19 protein-coding genes are annotated in these 19,092 nt (G+C 64.4%); 7 read left to right on the top strand and 12 right to left on the bottom strand.

From position 1 onward, the window contains the following. Window positions 1-81 precede the first annotated feature (81 nt). From VF617_RS02505 to dapA, 5 genes are all read right to left on the bottom strand, one after another. Window positions 82-2,163 (bottom strand): M13 family metallopeptidase, encoded by a 2,082-nt coding sequence (locus VF617_RS02505; RefSeq protein ID WP_331013277.1) that lies wholly within the window; start codon window positions 2,161-2,163, stop codon window positions 82-84. 56 nt (window positions 2,164-2,219) lie between these two features. Then, on the bottom strand, window positions 2,220-2,783 hold the full coding sequence (locus tag VF617_RS02500; protein WP_331013276.1) for a DUF2062 domain-containing protein: 564 nt from the start codon (window positions 2,781-2,783) through the stop codon (window positions 2,220-2,222). After that, window positions 2,776-3,258 (bottom strand): SsrA-binding protein SmpB, encoded by a 483-nt coding sequence (gene smpB, locus VF617_RS02495; RefSeq protein ID WP_331013275.1) that lies wholly within the window; start codon window positions 3,256-3,258, stop codon window positions 2,776-2,778. Before smpB ends, VF617_RS02500 begins: the two co-directional genes overlap by 8 nt. Before the next feature lie 58 nt (window positions 3,259-3,316). Next, the gene (locus tag VF617_RS02490) at window positions 3,317-4,351 is read right to left on the bottom strand and encodes a hypothetical protein (protein WP_331013274.1); all 1,035 of its coding nucleotides are present in this window, start codon (window positions 4,349-4,351) and stop codon (window positions 3,317-3,319) included. Between the two features lie 323 nt (window positions 4,352-4,674). Then, the gene (dapA, locus tag VF617_RS02485) at window positions 4,675-5,556 is read right to left on the bottom strand and encodes a 4-hydroxy-tetrahydrodipicolinate synthase (protein WP_331013273.1); all 882 of its coding nucleotides are present in this window, start codon (window positions 5,554-5,556) and stop codon (window positions 4,675-4,677) included. A gap of 71 nt (window positions 5,557-5,627) precedes the next feature. Here dapA and VF617_RS02480 point away from each other — a divergent pair, with 71 nt between their 5' ends. The 4 genes from VF617_RS02480 (at window position 5,628) to VF617_RS02465 (ending at window position 8,966) form a co-directional block, all read left to right on the top strand. After that, window positions 5,628-7,634: a lytic transglycosylase domain-containing protein gene (locus VF617_RS02480; protein ID WP_331013323.1), complete on the top strand. Its 2,007-nt coding sequence runs from the start codon at window positions 5,628-5,630 to the stop codon at window positions 7,632-7,634. A gap of 5 nt (window positions 7,635-7,639) precedes the next feature. After that, window positions 7,640-8,116 (top strand): GreA/GreB family elongation factor, encoded by a 477-nt coding sequence (locus VF617_RS02475; protein WP_331013272.1) that lies wholly within the window; start codon window positions 7,640-7,642, stop codon window positions 8,114-8,116. Between the two features lie 74 nt (window positions 8,117-8,190). Beyond that, complete coding sequence (locus VF617_RS02470; protein WP_331013271.1) at window positions 8,191-8,469, top strand: acylphosphatase; 279 nt, start codon at window positions 8,191-8,193, stop codon at window positions 8,467-8,469. A 104-nt stretch (window positions 8,470-8,573) separates the two neighbouring features. Beyond that, complete coding sequence (locus tag VF617_RS02465; protein WP_331013270.1) at window positions 8,574-8,966, top strand: DoxX family protein; 393 nt, start codon at window positions 8,574-8,576, stop codon at window positions 8,964-8,966. Window position 8,967: 1 nt separating this feature from the next. On the opposite strand, the gene VF617_RS02460 is transcribed toward VF617_RS02465, so the two are convergent. The 7 genes from VF617_RS02460 to ettA form a co-directional block, all read right to left on the bottom strand. Continuing rightward, a complete protein-coding gene (locus VF617_RS02460) occupies window positions 8,968-9,903 on the bottom strand; it encodes a hypothetical protein (protein WP_331013269.1) in 936 nt (311 codons plus the stop codon). After that, a complete protein-coding gene (locus tag VF617_RS02455; protein ID WP_331013268.1) occupies window positions 9,882-10,529 on the bottom strand; it encodes a hypothetical protein in 648 nt (215 codons plus the stop codon). Before VF617_RS02455 ends, VF617_RS02460 begins: the two co-directional genes overlap by 22 nt. Before the next feature lie 41 nt (window positions 10,530-10,570). Further along, on the bottom strand, window positions 10,571-11,035 hold the full coding sequence (locus VF617_RS02450) for a GNAT family N-acetyltransferase (RefSeq protein WP_331013267.1): 465 nt from the start codon (window positions 11,033-11,035) through the stop codon (window positions 10,571-10,573). A 266-nt stretch (window positions 11,036-11,301) separates the two neighbouring features. Beyond that, a complete protein-coding gene (locus VF617_RS02445) occupies window positions 11,302-12,300 on the bottom strand; it encodes a radical SAM protein (RefSeq protein WP_331013266.1) in 999 nt (332 codons plus the stop codon). Continuing rightward, window positions 12,227-13,318, bottom strand: a complete 1,092-nt coding sequence (locus VF617_RS02440; RefSeq protein WP_331013265.1) for a WecB/TagA/CpsF family glycosyltransferase — start codon at window positions 13,316-13,318, stop codon at window positions 12,227-12,229. Before VF617_RS02440 ends, VF617_RS02445 begins: the two co-directional genes overlap by 74 nt. Next, window positions 13,273-14,007 (bottom strand): SDR family NAD(P)-dependent oxidoreductase, encoded by a 735-nt coding sequence (locus VF617_RS02435; protein WP_331013322.1) that lies wholly within the window; start codon window positions 14,005-14,007, stop codon window positions 13,273-13,275. The genes VF617_RS02440 and VF617_RS02435 overlap by 46 nt, the downstream gene beginning before the upstream one ends. Window positions 14,008-14,062: 55 nt before the next feature. After that, window positions 14,063-15,742 (bottom strand): energy-dependent translational throttle protein EttA, encoded by a 1,680-nt coding sequence (ettA, locus tag VF617_RS02430; protein WP_331013264.1) that lies wholly within the window; start codon window positions 15,740-15,742, stop codon window positions 14,063-14,065. A 104-nt stretch (window positions 15,743-15,846) separates the two neighbouring features. Between ettA and VF617_RS02425 the strand changes: the two genes are divergently transcribed. The 3 genes from VF617_RS02425 to VF617_RS02415 all read left to right on the top strand — a co-directional run bounded on the left by VF617_RS02425 (window position 15,847) and on the right by VF617_RS02415 (window position 19,092). Further along, on the top strand, window positions 15,847-17,223 hold the full coding sequence (locus tag VF617_RS02425) for a M28 family peptidase (protein ID WP_331013263.1): 1,377 nt from the start codon (window positions 15,847-15,849) through the stop codon (window positions 17,221-17,223). Window positions 17,224-17,396: 173 nt separating this feature from the next. Further along, window positions 17,397-17,630, top strand: a complete 234-nt coding sequence (locus tag VF617_RS02420; RefSeq protein ID WP_331013262.1) for a hypothetical protein — start codon at window positions 17,397-17,399, stop codon at window positions 17,628-17,630. A gap of 127 nt (window positions 17,631-17,757) precedes the next feature. Beyond that, window positions 17,758-19,092 carry a dicarboxylate/amino acid:cation symporter gene (locus VF617_RS02415; protein ID WP_331013261.1) on the top strand — a complete coding sequence of 445 codons (1,335 nt, stop codon included), beginning with the start codon at window positions 17,758-17,760 and terminating at the stop codon, window positions 19,090-19,092.

Genomic DNA, 19,092 nt, shown 5'->3' with positions numbered 1-19,092 from the left:
GGGAGAGGGGCAAGTGCGATAAGTCCTCGATAGGCCCCTCTCCCCGACCCTCTCCCCGCAAGCGGAGAGAGGGAGAAGAAGTTACCAGATTCGCACGCGCTTGTCGGGAGGCAGGTACAGCTTCGAGCCCGGGGCGGGCGCATAGGCCGAGTACCAGGGGTCCAGATTCCGGACGACCCAGGCGCGCTGGATGCTCGGGCTGTGCGGATCGGTGAGCAGCCGCTGGCGCAGATTTGCCTCGCGGTAATTGCGCCGCCAGACCTGCGCCCAGCCGAGATAGAAGCGCTGATCCCCCGTGGTGCCGTTGATCGTCGGCGCCGCCCGATCGCCCAGCATCTGGCGGTATGCGTCATAGGCGGCGGTCAGCCCGGCCAGATCGGCGGTGTTCTCACCCAGCGTGAGCCCGCCCTTAACGTGCATGCCCGGGAGCGGCTCGTAAGCGTCATATTGCGCGGAGAGCGCATCGGTGCGCACCTTGAAGGCGGCGACGTCGGCAGGGGTCCACCAGTCGGTGAGGCGGCCGTGCATGTCGTAATTGGCGCCCTGATCGTCGAAATGGTGGCTGATTTCGTGGCCGATGACCGCGCCCATGCCGCCATAGTTGATCGCAGGATCGGCATTCGGATCGAAGAAGGGCGGCTGGAGGATCGCTGCGGGGAAGGTGATCGCGACGAGGCCGGGATTGGCCTGGGCATTCACCGTCATCGGCGTCATGCCCCATTCCCAGCGGCGGATCGGCGTGCCGAGCTTGCTGATATTGTCGTCATGCTTCCAGTTATTGGCGCGGATGTTGTTGCCGAGCGCGTCGCCCGCGACCATCCGCATCGACGAATAATCGTGCCACTGGCTGGGATAGCCGATCCGCGGGGTGAAGGCCGCGAGCTTCTCGCGCGCCTTGATCTTGGTCTCGGGCGTCATCCAGTCGAGCCCGTCGATGCGGCGGCCCATCGCGGCGATGATGTTCGCCACCATCTCGTCCGCCGCCTTTTTGGCTTCGGGCGGGAAATAGCGCTGGACGTAGATCCTGGCGATGTCATCGGCCAGCACGCCGGTGGTGAAATCCACCGAGCGCTTCCAGCGAAGCTGCTGCTCGGGCGTGCCGGATAGCGCAGTGCCATAGAAAGCGAACTGCTCCTTGTCGAAGGCGGCGGGCAGCACATCGGCGAAACTGTCGATGCTGTTGACCAGCAACTGATCCTTGAGCACGCCGAGCGGCGCGGCCTGGATCGCCCTGGCGATGCCGCTGACCGCACTGGGCTGCGCGACCAGTACATATTCGATCGATCTGGCGCCGACGCCCTGGAAATATGCGGGGAAATCGAAGCCGGGCGCGCTCTTGGCAAGCTGTGCCATCGTCATCTTGTTATAGGTCTTGTTGGCGTCCCGGCTCTCCGTCTGGGTCCAGTGAACCTTGGCGATGCCGGTCTCGAACGCGACGACCGCTCTGGCGCGCGCCGCGGCATTGGGTTCGCCGGCGAGCGTCAGGACATTCGCGATGTGCCTTTCATAAGCCGCCTTGGTCTCCGCGAGCTTGGGATCGGCAGAGAGGTAATAATCGCGATCGGGCATGCCCAGGCCCGCCTGGAAGATGTTCATCGCATAGACTTCGGGATCCTTGTCGTCCTGGCCCACGAACGTCGCGATCGGCACGCCGATGCCGTTGCGGTCGGCGGCGGCGGCGAGCGCGGCGTAACCCGCCCTGGACTTGAGGCCCTTGATCTGGCTCAGCCAGGGCTGGATCGGCGCTAGACCCTTGGCCTCGATCGTCGCGGTGTCGAGATAGGCGGCATAGGTGATGCCGATCTTCGAGTTCGGATCGTTCTTCGCGTCTTCGATGATCCCGCGTGTGCGCTCCTGCGACAGATCGGCGAGCAGATTGAACGACCCGTAGTTCGATTTGTCGGCCGGGATCAGCGTGTTCTTCGCCCAGGTGCCGTTGGCATAGGCATAGAAATCGTCACCGGGTGTGACGCTGCGATCCATGCCGGTCTCGTCGAAGCCGAAATCGCCATAGGTGGGCTTGGGACGCGCCGGCTCCGGTGCCGGCGCTACCTCTGCGACCGGCTGCGATTCGGCAACGGGCGGAGCGGATTGGGTCTGCGTGCAGCCGGCGAGCAATGCGGGCGCGGCGAGGAAGGTAGTGGCGAGGAGTGAGAGACGCATCGGAGTGATTCCTCAAGGAATTTGGATGCGCCGTCCTACTCCGTTGACCGGGCCGGTCAATCGAGCCGCCCCGCCCTTTCCTTGCTCCGTCTCCGCCACTTGCCGGCGATCCACAGGCGCCAGCCCAAAGCAGCGACGAAATAGCCAAGCACGCCCCCGATCACCGCACACTCGGCCATGCCGATCGCGGTGGGCAGCCCGATATCGGCCGCGAGCCAATGCAGCCAACCGTTATCCACCATGGCGGTCTTCACTTCAGGCGCGGCCTTGCTGGTGAACTGCAACGTCCAGGCGCCGACCTTGTAATAAAGGATGAGCAGGAACGGCGTGGTAAAGGGATTGGTGAAGAAGGTCGTGAGCGCCGCGGCGGGCACGTTTGCGCGCAGAGGCAGCGCCAGCACCGCGCAGGCCGGGATCTGCCCCATCGGAATGATGATTCCGGTGAACATGCCCAGGGCCACGCCACGCGGGATCGAGCGCCGCGTCATTCTCCACAGGGAGGAATGGAGGACCCGGTGCGCGATGGGCTTGAGCCAGCGATTCGATTCGAAGCTCTCGCGCGTCGGCCAATTGCGGCGAACCCAGGCGCGGAAACGTGGCCCGAGTCCACGCTCAGCCACGGTCCCTGAGGAGCCTTCCCTGCTCACGCTTCCAGTCCCGTTCCTTGATCGAGTCGCGCTTGTCGTGCGTCTTCTTGCCCTTGGCCAGCGCGAGTTCGACCTTCGCACGGCCCTTTCCATTAAAATAGATGGAAAGGGGGACGAGGGTCATGCCTTCGCGCGCCACCGCGCCATGGAGCTTGTTTATTTCACGCTCATGAAGGAGCAATTTACGCGCGCGCTTCGGCTCGTGATTGAAGCGGTTGCCGTGGCTGAATTCCGGGATGTTGGCGTTGATCAGCCAGACCTGCTCGTCGCGAATGTCGGCATATGCCTCTGCGATCGTGCCCTGCCCGCCACGCAAGGATTTCACTTCGGTGCCGGTGAGCGCGAGCCCGGCCTCATAGACCGTCTCGATGAAATACTCATACCGCGCGCGCCGGTTCTCGGCGACGATCTTGGTTTTCTCGAAGGGCGTGGGACGCGGGCGGGCCATGGGAAGCGGCGATGTAGGGAGGAAGCGGGGGAAGCGCCAGCGGCGATCTATGGCGTGGTCAGCTCTTCCTGTATGCGGCCAGTAGTTCAGCTACGGCCTCCTTCGTCGTCCCGACGCGTTTCGCGGTCTTATTAAAGCGGCGTGTGCAGAGATCGGCGGAGAAAGAGAATAATTGCTCCTGCCATTTGAGCGATGCCAGCGGCACGGCTACCGATTCGAACGAGCCGGACGGGTGGAAGAACTCCATGCCGCTTATGCGCTGTACGGGCTTCGGCCCGCAGCGAACCTCTACTCCCAGGTCGTGATGCACCGGCTCGATTCCCTCTATCACGAAACGGGGCCTCGCCATGGTCGTCAGCGAATAGAAATACTGGTTGGGGCCCGTCTGGGCGACCGTGGGCAACTCGACAAAGCCGCCCGAGAATGTCGCCGGGCCAGTGCCAGTATCTTCATAGGCCCAGGTTAATGCCGTGAAGGCGAAGCCCTGAGTGGGGAAACCGGGAACGGGCTTGCTGCTGGGCCACAAGTTCGCCCCTTCATTTGCGCGATAGAACATCTCCTGGGCGCGGATTCGCATGAACGACTGCTTTGCGTCGGTCATGCCATTCCACGGAAATTTCTGCGCACCAGTGAACAAAACCCTCCGCTTCTCCGGCGCCGCCGTGAACTCCGAATTAAGCAAAGCCCAAGGCGCCTTGAGTTCGCCAGGACGGCGGCACATACCCATCGCCAGCACGGAATCGGCCGGGAACGCGTCCGGCTTGGCGGCGGCCCAATCCGCGGCCGCGACCGTCTGGGTCATGGTCTGGACGAGCAATCGGCGGAGCTGATTGGTCCGGCAATCGAACTGGATCCTGACATACTGCCTGTTGACCCTCACGCCGCTGGGGATGCGGAAGAGTTCGACATATTCGATGAAGGAAAGCGCAGAGGCGAGCTCGCCGCTGCGCTCGACACGATCGAGATCGACGAGCGATATCGAATCCGATTGGGTGCCGATATCGTAGGCCACGGGAATGAACCGTTGCGCGTCCGCCGGAGCCGAGGCCACGATCGCGCCCAAGGCAAAAACACCCGCCAGCAGTTTACGCATTTCCTGTCCCCCGTTTCGCGAGCTAGGCTATCGAAAGCTGCGCACTATCGCAACGATGCGAAGTTCCAGCTTCCGATCGGCAGCGGCGTCAGGGCGTTCTTGATCGCCTGAGTGGCCTCGGGAGGTGGCGAGCGACTTGCCCGGAATCGCGGCGGACCCCTGCACAGCGCCCAGGAAAAATCCGAGACGGTATCGTTCCGTTGCATCGCGGCGTGCGGCAGCGGGAGGAGTTCGTACTTTTTCGGTGCGTCCGTGATCTGGATGTGATTGCTGAAAACGCTGCCGAGGCCGAGAGGGGCTGCGCGTACCCTCCACAATAATGATCAGATCAAACGCGCGCTCACCAGTGCCGCATCGACCGCGGCCTGGCTGGCCTCGTCCGGTTCGGTCATCGGCAGGCGGAGTTCGTTCGGGAAGCCGGGGCGGACCTTGCCCAGGGCGTATTTCACCGGGCCCGGCGAAGCATCGGTGAACATCGCGATGTGGAGCGGGAAGAGCCGGTCATGCAGTTCGAGCGCCTTCGCATTGTCGCCCGCCGCCCAGGCTGCCTGGAAATCGGCACAAAGGCGGGGCGCAACATTGGCAGTGACCGAGATGCACCCGACACCGCCCATCGCATTGAATGCGAGCGCAGTCTCGTCATTGCCCGAGAGCTGGGCGAAGCCGGCGCCGCAGCCCAGGCGGTGCTCGGTGACGCGCTGTAGCTGGCCGGTGGCGTCCTTGATGCCGACCACACGCCCCGGCAACTCGCGCACGATGCGCGCCACGGTCGCCGGGTGGATGTCGGTCACCGTGCGGCCGGGGACGTTATAGAGCACGATCGGCAGCGTGGTCGCGTTCGCAACCGCCTCGAAGTGCCGGAAGATGCCTTCCTGGCTCGGGCGATTGTAATAAGGCGGGACCATCAGCACTGCGTCGGCGCCCGAATCCGCCGCGGCGTTCACGTTGGCGATCGCGACCTGGGTGTCGTTGGAGCCGGTGCCGGCAAGGATCTTCACGCGGCCCTTCGCCTGATCGCAACAGACGCGGACGACTTCGAAATGCTCGTCCTTGCTGAGCGTCGCCGCCTCGCCGGTGGTGCCTACCGGAACGAGCGCTGAGGAGCCCTCAGCAATCTGCCATTCAACCAGCGCGCGGTAATCCTCCTCCGCGAACCGGCCATTGCGGAACGGCGTAACCAGCGCCGGAATCGAGCCGGAGAACATGGTCCCAGAATCTTCCTTAATCGGGGAAATCAGGGGTGGCAGATAGGAGCGACATGCGTATCATGTCCAGCATGCTGGCGTCGGTGTTCAAGAGTGCGTTGTTGCTTGCGGGGGTTTCGGGCGTGGCCGCCGCGTCGCAGCTTACCCGATCCCAGGCCCTATGGTATGCCCAGGCGCTGGAGAGCGGCGTGCCGCGGCTGGCCCCGGCCTATGTGCAGTCCAACGAAATCGGCCAGGTGCTGGTCGAATGGAAGCGCCTTCAGCAATCCGATAATTACCCCTTCTCGGATTACGCCAATTTCCTGCTCGCGCATCCAGGCTGGCCCGGCGAGACGAGCCGGAGGGCAGCGGCCGAGACGGTGCTGGACAGCGGGAGCTGGGCGCCAGGGCTGGTCACACGCTATTTCGAACGGTTCGCTCCGCTGACCGCGGCGGGGCGGCTCCGCTATGCCGAGGCGCTTGCCGCTTCGGGCAAGCGCAGCGAGGCGGAGGAACAGGCGCGGCGCGCATGGCGATCGGGCGTGCTGCGCCCCACCGATGAGACGAAGCTGAGCAGCGGCTTCCTCTATGCGCTGGCTCCCTCCGATCACGATGCGCGCGCGGACATGCTGATCTGGCGCGGATCGACTACCGCAGCGACGCGGCAGCTTTCCTATGTCTCGCCTTCGAGGCGGGCATTGTTCGAAGCGCGGATCGCCTATCGGACCAAATCTCCCACCGCCGCCGAGCGCGGCGCCGCGGTGATGGAACAGGGGCGCGCCGACCCCGGCTATATCGCCGATCGCGCGCGCTGGCTGCGCGATACCGGGCAAAGCGGCGCGATGCGCTCGTATCTTGCGCAGCCGCGGCGGCTGGCCTCGTTTCCCGGCGATGTCGAGGCCTGGTATGAAGTGCTGCTGCTGGCGGCGCGTGGCGCGGCGGCGGACGGACAGCACAGCCTGGCCTTCCAGATCGCGAGCCAGGTGGATGACGCATACCCCACGGGCACCGACATCAGCGACCGCCCCTATGGGGAGCGCGACGAATATACCAGCCTGACCTGGCTGGCGGGCACCACGGCGCTGGAGCGGCTGGGCCGTGCGCGCGACGCGGTGGGCATGTTCGAGCGCTATTCGCGCGGATCGAAGACGCCGCAGACGCAGTCAAAAGGCCTGTATTGGGCCGGCCGTGCGGCAGAAGCCGCGGGCGACCAGCCGGCGGCCCAAACCTATTACCAGCGCGCTGCCGGGTTCCCCGATCTCTATTACGGCCAGCTTGCCGCCGAGCGCACTGGCAAATCGCTGCGCCGCCCCCCCGATTTCAACGGCCGCGTGGCCGATCCCGCCGTGCGTGAGGCCTTCTTCCGCAAGGAGACGGTGCGCGCCGCACAATTGCTGGGCACGATGGGCAATCGCCAGGATCAGAGCCTGTTCGTGCGTCAGATCGCGAATGATGCGACCACCGACACCGATCATATCCTCGCCGCCGAGCTCGGCCGCACGATCGGCCGGCCGGACCTTGGCGTGATGGTGGGGCGGAGCGCGCTGCAGAATGGCCTCTCGGACTATACCGCCGCGGGCTATCCCTCGGTTCGCGTGCCCGAGGCGCAGCGCGATTACTGGACGATCATCCATGCGATCGTGCGCCAGGAAAGCCAATTCGACCGCGCGGCGGTGAGCCATGCCGGCGCGCGCGGCATGATGCAGCTGATGCCCGGCACTGCGCGCGAAACGGCGGGCAAGCTTGGCCTCAGCTACAATCGCGAGTCCCTCACCACCGATACCGATTACAATATCCAGCTCGGCTCGACCTATTTCCAGCGGATGCTCAATCTGTATGGCAGCTATCCGCTGGCGGTGGCGGCGTACAATGCCGGGCCGGGCAATGTGAACAAATGGCTCGCGGCCAATGGCGACCCGCGCTCGGGAAGCGTGGACGTGATCACCTGGGTGGAGCGCATTCCGATCTTCGAGACCAAGAATTACGTCCAGCGGGTGCTGGAAAACGCCGTCGTGTACGACTTGCTCAACCCGGAGCGTGCGCGATCGCGGGGGCCGGCCAATTTGAGCTGGTATCTTGGGAAGAACCGGCCGGGCTGATCGCCATGGACCGCCCGAACTACATCACCCCCACGGGCTATGCCGCGCTCAGGGCCGAGTATGACGCATTGCTGGGCGGCGAGCGGCCCAAGCTGGTCGAAGTCATTTCCTGGGCCGCCGGCAATGGGGATCGCAGCGAGAATGGCGACTATATCTATGGCCGCAAGAGGCTTCGCGAGATCGACAGGCGGCTCGGCTGGCTCTCGCGTCGGATGAAGGCCGCCAAGGTTGTCGATCCCGCGCAGCAGGAGGATCGCGCGCGCGTGTTTTTCGGCGTGACGGTGACGATCGCGGACGAGAACGACAATCAGCGCACGCTGGTGCTGGTGGGCGACGACGAAGCCGATGCCGCCGCCGGCAGCGTGGGATGGAGCTCGCCCTTCGCCCGGGCGCTGCGCGGCGCCGCGATCGGCGACCTGCGCCGGGTCGCGCTGCCGGCGGGCGAACGCGAATATGAAGTGATTGCGCTCACCTACCCCTGAGACGCGGCGAGCGGGCGAATTCCCTCTTGCCCCGCACGCGCTAACGGCTAGTCGCGAGTAAAGGTGTGAAGCGAATGACGATCAAGCGTATCTATGTCTCGGGCCGGGTCCAGGCAGTCGGCTTTCGCGACTGGGTGGTGCGGACCGCCCGCACCGAAGGGATTATCGGCTGGGTGCGCAATCTGAGTGACGGCCGTGTCGAAATGATCGCCTCCGGCGAGGAGGACGCAGTCGCGCGCTTCGCCGCCGCCTGTCATGAGGGACCCGAGTTCGCGCGGGTCGACAATGTCGAGGTCGTGCCCGCCGATGGCGAGAAGCCCGGCAAGGGGTTCACCAAGCGGTTCACTGCCTGACATCGGCAACCAGGCGTTTCGCGCACGCCGATTGACCGCGCCCGCGGCATGAAATATTCCGTGTGCGAAACGGCGCGATCGAGCGCCGGCATGGAGGAACCGATATGCCAATTCCCGCAAGCTGGTCGTCCAGATTGCTGAGCGTGCTGCGAATCGTCGCTGGCCTCGGCTTCCTGCACCATGGCACGATGAAGTTCTTCCACTTCCCCCCGCCCCCGCCCCAGATGAGCGGCCCGCTGAACCCCATGATGATGGCGGCGGGAACGCTTGAGCTGGTCGGAGGCGCGCTGCTCGTGATCGGGCTGTTCACGCGGCCTGTGGCTTTCGTGCTCTCGGGCATGATGGCGGTCGCCTATTTCATGGCGCATGCGTCCAAGGGGCTTTACCCGGCGCTGAACGGCGGCGAAGCAGCGATGCTATATTGCTTCGTCTTCCTCTACCTTGCGGCGGCCGGCGGCGGCGTGTGGAGCATCGACGCGCAGCGCGGCGAGCCCTGATCTAGCATTTTCCGAAACCGCGCAGCGCCGCTTCGATTCGCGGGCGGACCTGCGCGGCGGGCATCTTGGCGAGCTTGTCCAGGGGCATGCCCTTGCCCACCTGCTCGGCGACGCGCATTCCAAGATAATAGCCCATGCGCGCGGGCCAGCCGGGAAAGGGCGAATTACTCTGGAAGAAGCCCGCTATATCCTGGGGCTTCTCCGAATCCATTTTGGAAAGCGCAAAACACGCTGCTTCGGCGAAGCGCGCATCCAGAGGCGCGCGGATCGGTGCCGGGCTGGTCAGCAGCAGCGCGCGGTCGTCGGCCCCGGGATTGAGGCGAAGCGCGACATAGGTCGCCAGACCCTCGGTCCACAGGCCGCACCAGACGGTGTCGCATTCGGCGAAGTAATCATCGTGATAGGTGTGGAACAGCTCGTGATCGAGGAATGGGCCGATCGACTTCTCATCATGGATTCGCGCAATGACATCGGCGCCGAAGATGAGCGCGGTGCGGCCGCCGATCGTGCGCGTGCCGCCGTCCATGCGTCCCAGCGAATGCAGGACATAGACCGGAGTATCGGCGCGATAACCTGGGAAGAAGGTGCGGAAGCGCCTACCCGCACTGCGATAAGCCTGCTCCATCCGGGCCGACGCCGCGAGGATGGCCGCGCGGCGCTCCGGATAGGCCCTGAGGTTGCCGAGGATTTGCCTGGCGAAGGCATCGGCCTGGTCGGCGGGCTGCCTGTAGAAATCGGGCAGCGCGCGGCCCATTACGGCATCGAAGCGCGCGACGCGCTCGGCGTCGGGCATGCCCTCGCTCGATTGCGCCACGGCATCGAACAGGCCGGTGAGCGAGATGAAGCGGGGATCGCGAATTTGCGCCGCTGCGGGTGTGGCTATGGCGAACGCGGCGGCGGCAGCGAGCGCGCGGATCACTGCGCGATGCCGCTGCAATCCCCGCCCAAGCGCTGCGAAAAGCCACTGCCGGAATAGCCGAGTTCCGCGCGACTGGTCTTGCCGATGAAATAGCGCACCTTGCGCGCTCCCTCCCCCGTCTCGACGACCCAAGTGTCCTGATCGGCCACCTTTTCGCTGCCGACCACGTCCAGAGTGAAGGTGCCGAGCCCCTTGTCATATTGATAGAATGGCAGTTCGAAATGCGCGCCCTCGGCCAGCGGGAGCGCGGCGAAGGTGAGGCCCCAGAGATTGCCTTCCCAGACGGGACCCGCGAGCGCAGTCTCCACCGGCACCGCGCCGGGGCGAGTGGTGATAAGCTTGCCGGGGCCATAAGCGACGCGGACATGTTCGGCACCCGACTTGCGGCTGTCGAACGCAATCGGGGCGAGATCCCTTTGCCGCAGCACGAAATGATCGCGCAGGTCGAACTTGTCTCCGACCCGCTGGTGGATGACAATGTCCCAAGCCGGCGCGCCATCGACGGTCGTCGCCTTCACGGTCTGGAGCGTCGCGCCCATCACGGTTTCGCCGCGGGCGATTGCATAGCAGACGATGCCGGGCTGGAGCCGGGCGCCGTCGATGGCGGGTAGTGCGGCCTGTGCCGCCAGTGCGAGAAGTAGCATTGCACCAGTCTAGCCGCGCCGACGCCGCCGTCCAGCGTGTTTTACTGGTCTAATGCACTTTGCAGCGTCTTGCGCTGCGTGACGATCGCAATCCCCCGCCCATCGACTTCGAACCCCGCAACGTGGAAGCCGTGGCGCAGGTTGAGCAGGATCATCGGGTTATTGGCGGCGCGAGTGCGGGTTTCGATGAAGCGGTAACCGGCCGAGGCCGCGTGCGCGTGCTGGCGCTGCATGAGGGCCGAGGCCACGCCCTGCCCCTGCACTCGCGGATGGACACCGCCCAGCCACGAGTAGAACAGCGCGTCGCCGCGGCGATAGCCGAGCTTGAAGCCGGCCCACTCGCCGCCCTCTACCGCCAGCCAGAGGTCGGGACTCGTGATACGCGGCAGCCGATCGAGCAGATAGGCCGAGTCGAACGTGCCGAACGCAGCCTGGCAGAGCGCGAGCAATGGATCTGCCGCGTCGGCGACCGGCCCGGCCCACCGCTGATATTCGATCTGGGGCATGTCCGCTTTTGTACACGAGCAGGCGGGGAGCGGAAGTGAGGGTGCTTTCCCCGGGGGCGTCAGGCGGGGTCGGACCAGACCAGTCCCGCCCCGCATGCTTTCGCTAGCAGACGCCTATGATAGGCCCGTCGGGTTCGCTAGACGAAAGGTCTGAGCCAGTGAATCAACCCGTCAAGGTTCCACCACGATGGAGACGCCGTTCCGCTTCAGCGCACTAACCCACTATGGCGATATGCTGGTCCAAAGCTGAGTAGCGTACAGCCGCATCAACCGTTGAGCTTCAGCCGGTGACCCGCCATCTTGGTCCAGGCATCGGGAGACATCAGCATGCTCATCGACAGGAAACACTCCTGCGTGCACTGGCAGCGGGATGCCTGGATGAAGCGTCGGGTCGCCTTTGCCTGCTCGGATTGCCAGAGCTTGACGAGGTCGAAGTCGAAATCCCGCAGATTGCCGAACGGCCGGTCGAGCATTTCGCACGCATTCACGCCGCCATCGGAATAGATGACACCGGCCAGCGACCCGGCCGTGCAGCCGCCGCCGTTCCGCTCACCGCGGATAATCTCATAGATGATGTCGCGGCGGGCGGCGTTCTTCGCCGATAGCCACTTTGCAGACCAGTGCCCGCTATGGACTCGAAATCCGCCGCGCTTCCTCCGCTCGTCGATCAGGTGATGCGCCAGGCGATAAGCCTCGGCGTCAACTTCCACTGCGTGCTCGTCGCGGCCGTCTCCGCGCGCAATATTAATCATCCATTCGCCTGGGTGGATGCTCTCCACCAGGTCCGCGGTCTCCCGTATGGCATGCTGGTTCGTGCGCGAAATGGTGGTGATAACGCCAACATCGAAATGACCATAGCGCTCCTTGAGGCGATTCAGCGCCTTGATCGTCTCGACCGCTCGCTCGAACCCGCCCTTGATGCGACGCACCCCGTCATGAACCTCGCCGACGCCATCGAGCGACACATCTACCCGAAACGGCGTTTGCGGATTGGCGACCAGCATCGCCTCGGCGTCTCGCACGATCTTCGCCGTCCGGAATCCGGAAGTGGGAATCTGGTATCGACCGAGGCGCGTGGTCTTTCGGAACATCGTGCACAATTCGGCGATATCCGGCCGCTGGAACGCCTCGCCGCCAGTAATCGAAAGGAAGGCGATCGCAGGCATGGACTTGGCAAGCTTTTCATATTCGTCAAAGGTCAACGCGGGTCGGGTTAGCTTTTCCTCCTTCCAATCCTCGTTGAACCAGCAATGCGCACATTTCATCCAGCACTGGTCGCTGACGAACAGGATCAAATATTGCGGAGTGCGGAGCAGCTTGGCCGCAAGTTCGGTCGCACCGGCATAGATCGAAGTCCGAAGCGACAGCCGCTGCTCTTCCGGGCCCAGGAAATGAGGCGCCCGCGTCCGATCCGCTACGTCGGGGGCGATCACCGATTCCAGCGCCGATGGCTCCAGGATTGATGGCGTCTTCATCGAGGCGTCCTTTCTTGGATGAACGAAATGCAAGCCTGTATCGGGCGCGCAGCAATTCCCGGGCGAGCCAGGGAGCGCCAAGCGCGAGCCGCGGCCAATGCTCCTTCGGGTTTACGAGGAATCGCCAAAGCCATTCGAGGCGGAGGCGCCGGAGCCATGCAGGCGCACGCGGCATGTCGCCGGAGATGATGTCGAACAGTCCGCCGACGCACCAAATCACAGAATCGGGAAGCCTGGCGGCCCAGCGCACTGCCGTCGTTTCCTGCCGCGGCGTCCCCAGCCCGAGCAGGATCAGGTCCGGCGCAAGTAGTAACAACCGCTCCAGCAGGGCATCTTCATCGGCCAGTCCATCGAACCCGTCCACGATCGCACAGGCGGACCAGTTTCCGGGGAGTTGCCGGGACGCCCGTTCGGCGACGCCCGCGCGGCCGCCGATCAAAGCGATCCGCAACGGGCGGCCGTGGTCCATCCGCAATAGCCGGGGGACCAGATCGGTGCCGTTCAAATCAGGCCAGATTCCAAAACCCAACAGCATCGCCGACAATTTCAGGGCGATTCCCTCAAAAAGCACGACCGCGTCCGGCGAACGGAAGGCATCCGCCACCTCGGAGTGGATGCGCGATAGTCTCAGCGCGTGGACATGGCAGTGGATCACGACGCGGGGCGCGGGCGCATCGTCCGCGAAACGGTGAGACATCATGCCGAGGATTTCGGCCCCGGAGCCGATGGCGAAGCTGACGTCGAAGAGCTCCGCCCTCCTGGTCACGAAGGACGTTTTCCAGGAGGAATCATGCGGGACAGCAACCAATTCGGTGTTCCGGAATAGGCCATCGCCCGCATTCTCGCTCCCAACCCCGCATATACCACGGCCCTCCCGTTGGCGCTTCCAGCCAGTGCCGCAGCCGCGACACGCTTAGCTGTTCCTGCCCCGGCCTTGCGCGGAATCCTTGCCCCATTTGCAAAGGTTGAGCCGAAAGGGCCTGCAATACAACAGGTAATCGAAACTCCAGTGCCCCGCAGTTCGAGCGCAAGGCTCTGTGCCATGGACGTCAAAAAAGCCTTGCCCGCCGCGTACACCGCAAGCCTCGGGGCTGGACGATATTGGGCCGTGGATCCGATGACGATGATCCTGCCCGAACCCCGGCGAACCATCGCACGGGCGGCGGCATGCAGCACGTGCGCGGCCCCCACCGGATCGGCGCTCATCTCGCGCTCGATCGAATCCCAGGGACGTTCGCAGAAAGGGCCGAACTCGGTCGCGCCCGTGCAGAGCACGAGAAGGTCGAAATGCTGCGACTCCAGAGCATCGAGGATCGCTTGAGGCTGGGCCAGATCGGCCATGAAATGCTCGGCGACAAGCCCCGCCGCTTCCAGCGACTGGAGCCGATCGGCGCGCCGGCCCGCTGCCACCACTCTGGTTCCGGCTGCGGACAGTGATCGGCACACGGCTTCACCAAGTTCGCCTGTCGCCCCCAGAACCAATGCTCGCTCGACCACGTCCGCAGGCTGCGGCAAATCGCCTCCTTGCGCAAGGAGGCTGCGGCTCCAACGGCTACCGAGTCAGCTTTTTGTAAGAAAGCGCCGTAGGCCGATCCGCGGCGTCGCCAAGCCGGCGGCGCTTGTCCTCTTCGTAGCTTTCGAAATTGCCCTCGAACCACTCGACATGGCTGTTGCCTTCGAACGCGAGGATGTGCGTCGCCAGCCGATCGAGGAAGAAGCGGTCGTGGCTGATGACCACGGCGCAGCCCGCGAAATTCTCGATGGCTTCCTCAAGCGCGCCAAGCGTCTCGACGTCCAGATCGTTGGTCGGTTCGTCGAGCAGCAGGACGTTGCCGCCCTTTTTCAGCATCTTGGCGATGTTCACGCGGTTGCGCTCGCCGCCCGATAGCTTGCCGACATTCTTCTGCTGGTCCGAGCCCTTGAAGTTGAACGCGCCGACATAGGCGCGGGTCGAGGCGTCGTGGCCGTTGACCTTCATGTAATCGAGCCCGTCGGAAATTTCCTCCCAGACGTTCTTCTTGGGGTCGAGATGGTCGCGGCTCTGATCGACATAGCCCAGGCGCACGGTCGATCCCATTTCGATCGTGCCGGTATCTGGCGTTTCCTGGCCGGTGATCATCTTGAACAGCGTCGACTTACCCGCGCCGTTAGGGCCGATCACGCCCACGATGCCGCCGGCAGGCAGCGTGAAGCTGAGATTCTCGAACAACAGCTTGTCGCCATAGGCCTTGGAGATGTTCTCGACTTCGATCACCTTGCCACCAAGGCGCTCAGGCACCTGGATAACAATCTGCCCGCCGCTCGGCTTGCGGTTCTTTTGCGTTTCGACAAGCTGGTCGAACTTGGCGATACGCGCCTTTGACTTGGTCTGGCGCGCTTTGGCGCCCTGGCGGATCCATTCGAGCTCGTTCTTGATCGCGGTCTGGCGTCCCGATTCCTCGCGCTCCTCCTGCTCTAGGCGCTTGGATTTCTTCTCGAGATAGGTCGAGTAATTGCCCTCGTACGGGAAATATTTGCCGCGATCGATTTCGAGGATCCAGCCGACGACATTATCGAGGAAATAGCGGTCATGGGTGATCATCAGCACCGCGCCGGCATATTCCTTGAGGTGATTTTCGAGCCACTCGACGCTCTCGGCGTCGAGATGGTTGGTGGGCTCGTCGAGCAGCAGGATCGACGGCTTCTGGATCAGCAGCCGGGTTAGCGCGATGCGGCGCTTTTCGCCGCCCGACAGGTTCTCGACTTGCCAGTCCCCCGGCGGACAGCGCAGCGCCTCCATCGCGACTTCGAGCTGGTTGTCGAGCGTCCAGCCATCGACGGCGTCGATCTTGGCCTGGAGATCGCCCATTTCCTCCATCAGCGCGTCGAAATCGGTGTCGTCCTTGGGATCGCCCATTTCGGCCGAGATCGCATTGAAGCGATCGACCAGGTCGGCGGTCTCGCGCGCGCCCTGCTTGACGTTTTCCAGCACGTTCTTGGTGGGATCGAGCTGGGGCTCCTGCTCCAGATAGCCGACCGTGATATATTCGCCGGGCCATGCCTCGCCGGTGAAATCCTTGTCCACGCCCGCCATGATCTTCATCAGCGTCGATTTGCCGGCGCCATTGGGCCCGACGATGCCGATCTTGGCGCCCTGATAGAATTGCAGGTTTATGTTGCTCAGCACCGGCTTGGGCGCGCCGGGGAAGGTCTTGGTCATGTCCTTCATGACATAGGCATATTGGGCGGACACGGGGGACTCCGTTCGGGAAATATCGGGGGTTGGAAGCTTTGGCGGGCATGTAGCGATGAGGGTTCGGATTGGCAAACGCCCCGCCCACGTCTAGCAGCTATGCCATGCACAAGCGTATCCTCCTCGCGGCTGCCGCCGCGCTCGCCCTTCCCCTCCCCGCATTCGCCCAGACGGCCCCCGATGTGGCTGCGCTGCGCGACGCGGCGCTCAAGGACGATCTCGCCTGGGAAATCACCGAGGGCCTTACCACCGAGATCGGCCAGCGTCTTGCGGCTACGGAAGCGGAAGCACGCGCGCGAGACTGGAGCGTGAAGAAACTGACGGCCCTTGGATTCAGCAATGTCCGCGTCGAGCCGTTCAACATGCCCGTCTGGGTGCGCGGCGAGGAGAAGGCCGAAGTGCTGGGCGGCTCCGCCCAGAAGCTGACGATCGCGGCGCTGGGCAATTCGGGTTCGACCGGGGCAAAGGGAGTGGAAGGCGAAATCGTCTATTTCCCGACCTTCGCGGACCTGCAGGCCGCGCCGGAGGGGAGCCTGAAGGGCCAGATCGCCTTTGTCAGCCATTCTATGACGCCGACGCAGGACGGCTCGCAATATGGCCCGTCGGGCGCGGCGCGGCGCCAGGGGCCGAGCATCGCGGCCACAAAGGGCGCCGCCGCGATCCTGATCCGCTCGATCGGCACCGATTATCACCGCAACCCGCATACGGGCGGCACCAATTGGGCCAAGGACCAGAAGCCGATCCCGGCCGCCGCGCTCTCGCTGCCTGATGCCGAGCAGCTCGAACGGCTGCTCAAGCGCGGGCCTGTGACGATGAGGCTGCGCATCACGCCTGAATTCAAGGGCCAGGGCGAATCGGGCAACGTCATCGCCGAAGTGCCCGGCAGCGATCCCGCGGCCGGCATCGTGCTGATCGCGTGCCATCTGGATAGCTGGGACCTGGGCACCGGCGCGATCGACGATGGAGCCGGATGCGGGATCGTCGCCGCCGCGGCCAAGCGCGTGATGGATGTCGGCCAGCCGCGCCGCACGATCCGCATTCTATGGGCAGGCGCGGAGGAGCCCGGCGTGTTCGGTGGCGCAGCCTATTTCGCGGCGCATAAGAACGAGCGCCACGCCTTGGCCGCCGAATCCGATTTCGGCGCGGATCGCGTCTGGCGGGTGGATTACAAATTGCCCGCCAGCGCGAAGCCCATGGAGGATCGCCTGGTCGCGGCTCTGGCCCCTCTCGGAATTTCACGGGGACGCGAGCCGGCAGGTGGCGGGGCCGACGTTGCGGCGGTGATCGCGGCGGGATCGGCCGGGATCGACCTGCAGCAGAACGGCACGCGCTATTTCGACTTGCACCACACGCCCGACGACACGCTGGACAAGATCGACCCCGCGCAGCTCCGCCAGAACGTCGCGGCATGGGCCACCATGCTGGCAATTGTGGCAAATGCGGCAGAGGAGATCGGGCCGATCGTTACGCCCGCGCCTTAGTGAATAACGCAGATGCGTGCCTGATTATGGCACGATTACGGCATAAATGCGACGAACTGCCCTCATTTAGTCGAAAATGAGATTGACGCCGGCGGAATGTGCGCTATTGCAGCATTTCGCGCCGGGCAATCGGGCCAGGCGCGTTATGTTTAAGTTCCATTGGAGCGACCCGCATGAAGAAGATCCTTATCGTTGCTGCCGCCGCTGGCCTGGCCTCGCTGGCTGCCTGCAACCCCGCCACCACCAACACCACTGCCGAGAACGTTGCCGAGTCGCACGAAGCGAACGCAACTGCCTATGAAGCTGCTGCCGACAACACCTCGAATGGTGCTGCCGAAGCCGTTCTCGAGAACAAGGCCGACATGGAAGAGAACAAGGCGGACGCCGCTTCGGCCAACGCGCATTGATCCCTTCTCCGGGCCCTAGGGTCCGGAGCTGAAGAACATATCAGGGCGCTCCCGCAAGGGGGCGCCCTTTTCTGATTGGGGGCCGCCCCGCCCTGCTTTATGCTCGCCCGCAAAGGGAGCGTGACAGATGGGGGCTATCTCCACCGAATTTGCGGGCGCAGGCCCGCCCAAGCGCTGGATAGGCCAGCTTTACGTCCAGGTGCTGATCGCGATCGCGGCGGGCATCGCGGTGGGGGCCCTGTGGCCCGCCACGGGTGCGGCGCTCAAACCGCTCAGCGACGCCTTTATCGCGCTGGTCAAGATGATCATCGCCCCGGTGATCTTCCTCACCGTGGTCACTGGCATTGCGGGCTCGGGCGGGCTGGGATCAACGGGGCGCGTCGCTGCCAAGGCATTCGCCTATTTCCTGTTCTTCTCGACGCTTGCGCTCATCCTGGGGCTGATCGTCGCGCATGTCGTGCAGCCCGGGGCGGGCATGCATATCGATCCCGCCACGCTCGATGCCTCGAAAATCCATGGATATGAGGAGAAAGCGCACGATGCGGGGATCGTGCAATTCCTGCTGTCGATCATCCCCACCACGCTGTTCTCCGCCTTTACCGAAGGCTCGATCCTACAGGTCCTGCTCGTCTCGGTGCTGTTCGGCGTTTCGCTCGCGCTGGCAGGCGAGCCCGCGCGGCCCGTGACCGATCTGCTGGAGCGCGTCGGCACCGTGGTGTTCCGCCTCGTCGCAATCGTGATGCGCGCCGCGCCGATCGGCGCATTCGGGGCGATGGCCTTCACGATCGGGGCCTATGGCGTGGAGGCGTTGCGCAGCCTGGGAGCGCTGGTCGCCAGTTTCTACCTGACTTCGCTGCTGTTCGTCTTCGTGATCCTGGGCGGCGTCGCCTGGGCGGCGGGGTTCTCGATCTTCAAGCTGGTGCGCTACCTCAAGGCCGAATTGCTGCTCGTTCTGGGCACCTCGTCTTCGGAAGCGGCCCTTCCCGCGCTGATCGACAAGATGGAGCGCGCCGGGTGCGACAAGCAAGTGGTCGGCCTGGTCGTACCCACGGGATATTCGTTCAACCTGGACGGCACCAATATCTACATGACGCTGGCGGCGCTCTTCATCGCCCAGGCGACCGGCGTCGAGCTCTCGATCGGTGACCAGATCGCGTTGCTGGGCGTGGCGATGCTCAGTTCGAAGGGTGCGGCGGGCGTTACCGGGGCCGGCTTCATCACGCTTGCGGCGACTTTGGCGATCGTGCCGAGCGTTCCGGTGGCCGGGATGGCGCTGATCCTGGGAGTCGATCGCTTCATGAGCGAATGCCGCAGCCTGACCAATTTTCTCGGCAACGCCGTAGCCACCGTGGTGATCGCCCGCTGGGAAGGGGCAGTCGATCGCGACATGCTGAAGCGGGCTCTGGACGGGGCGCCCGACGAGCGGCCGGCGCGAATCGCCGCGGAGGCGGATACGGATTGA

This window comes from Sphingomonas sp., from assembly GCF_036388215.1.
In the GTDB taxonomy this organism is placed as follows: Bacteria; Pseudomonadota; Alphaproteobacteria; order Sphingomonadales; family Sphingomonadaceae; genus Sphingomonas.
This window is presented reverse-complemented; position numbering and strand designations above follow the sequence as displayed.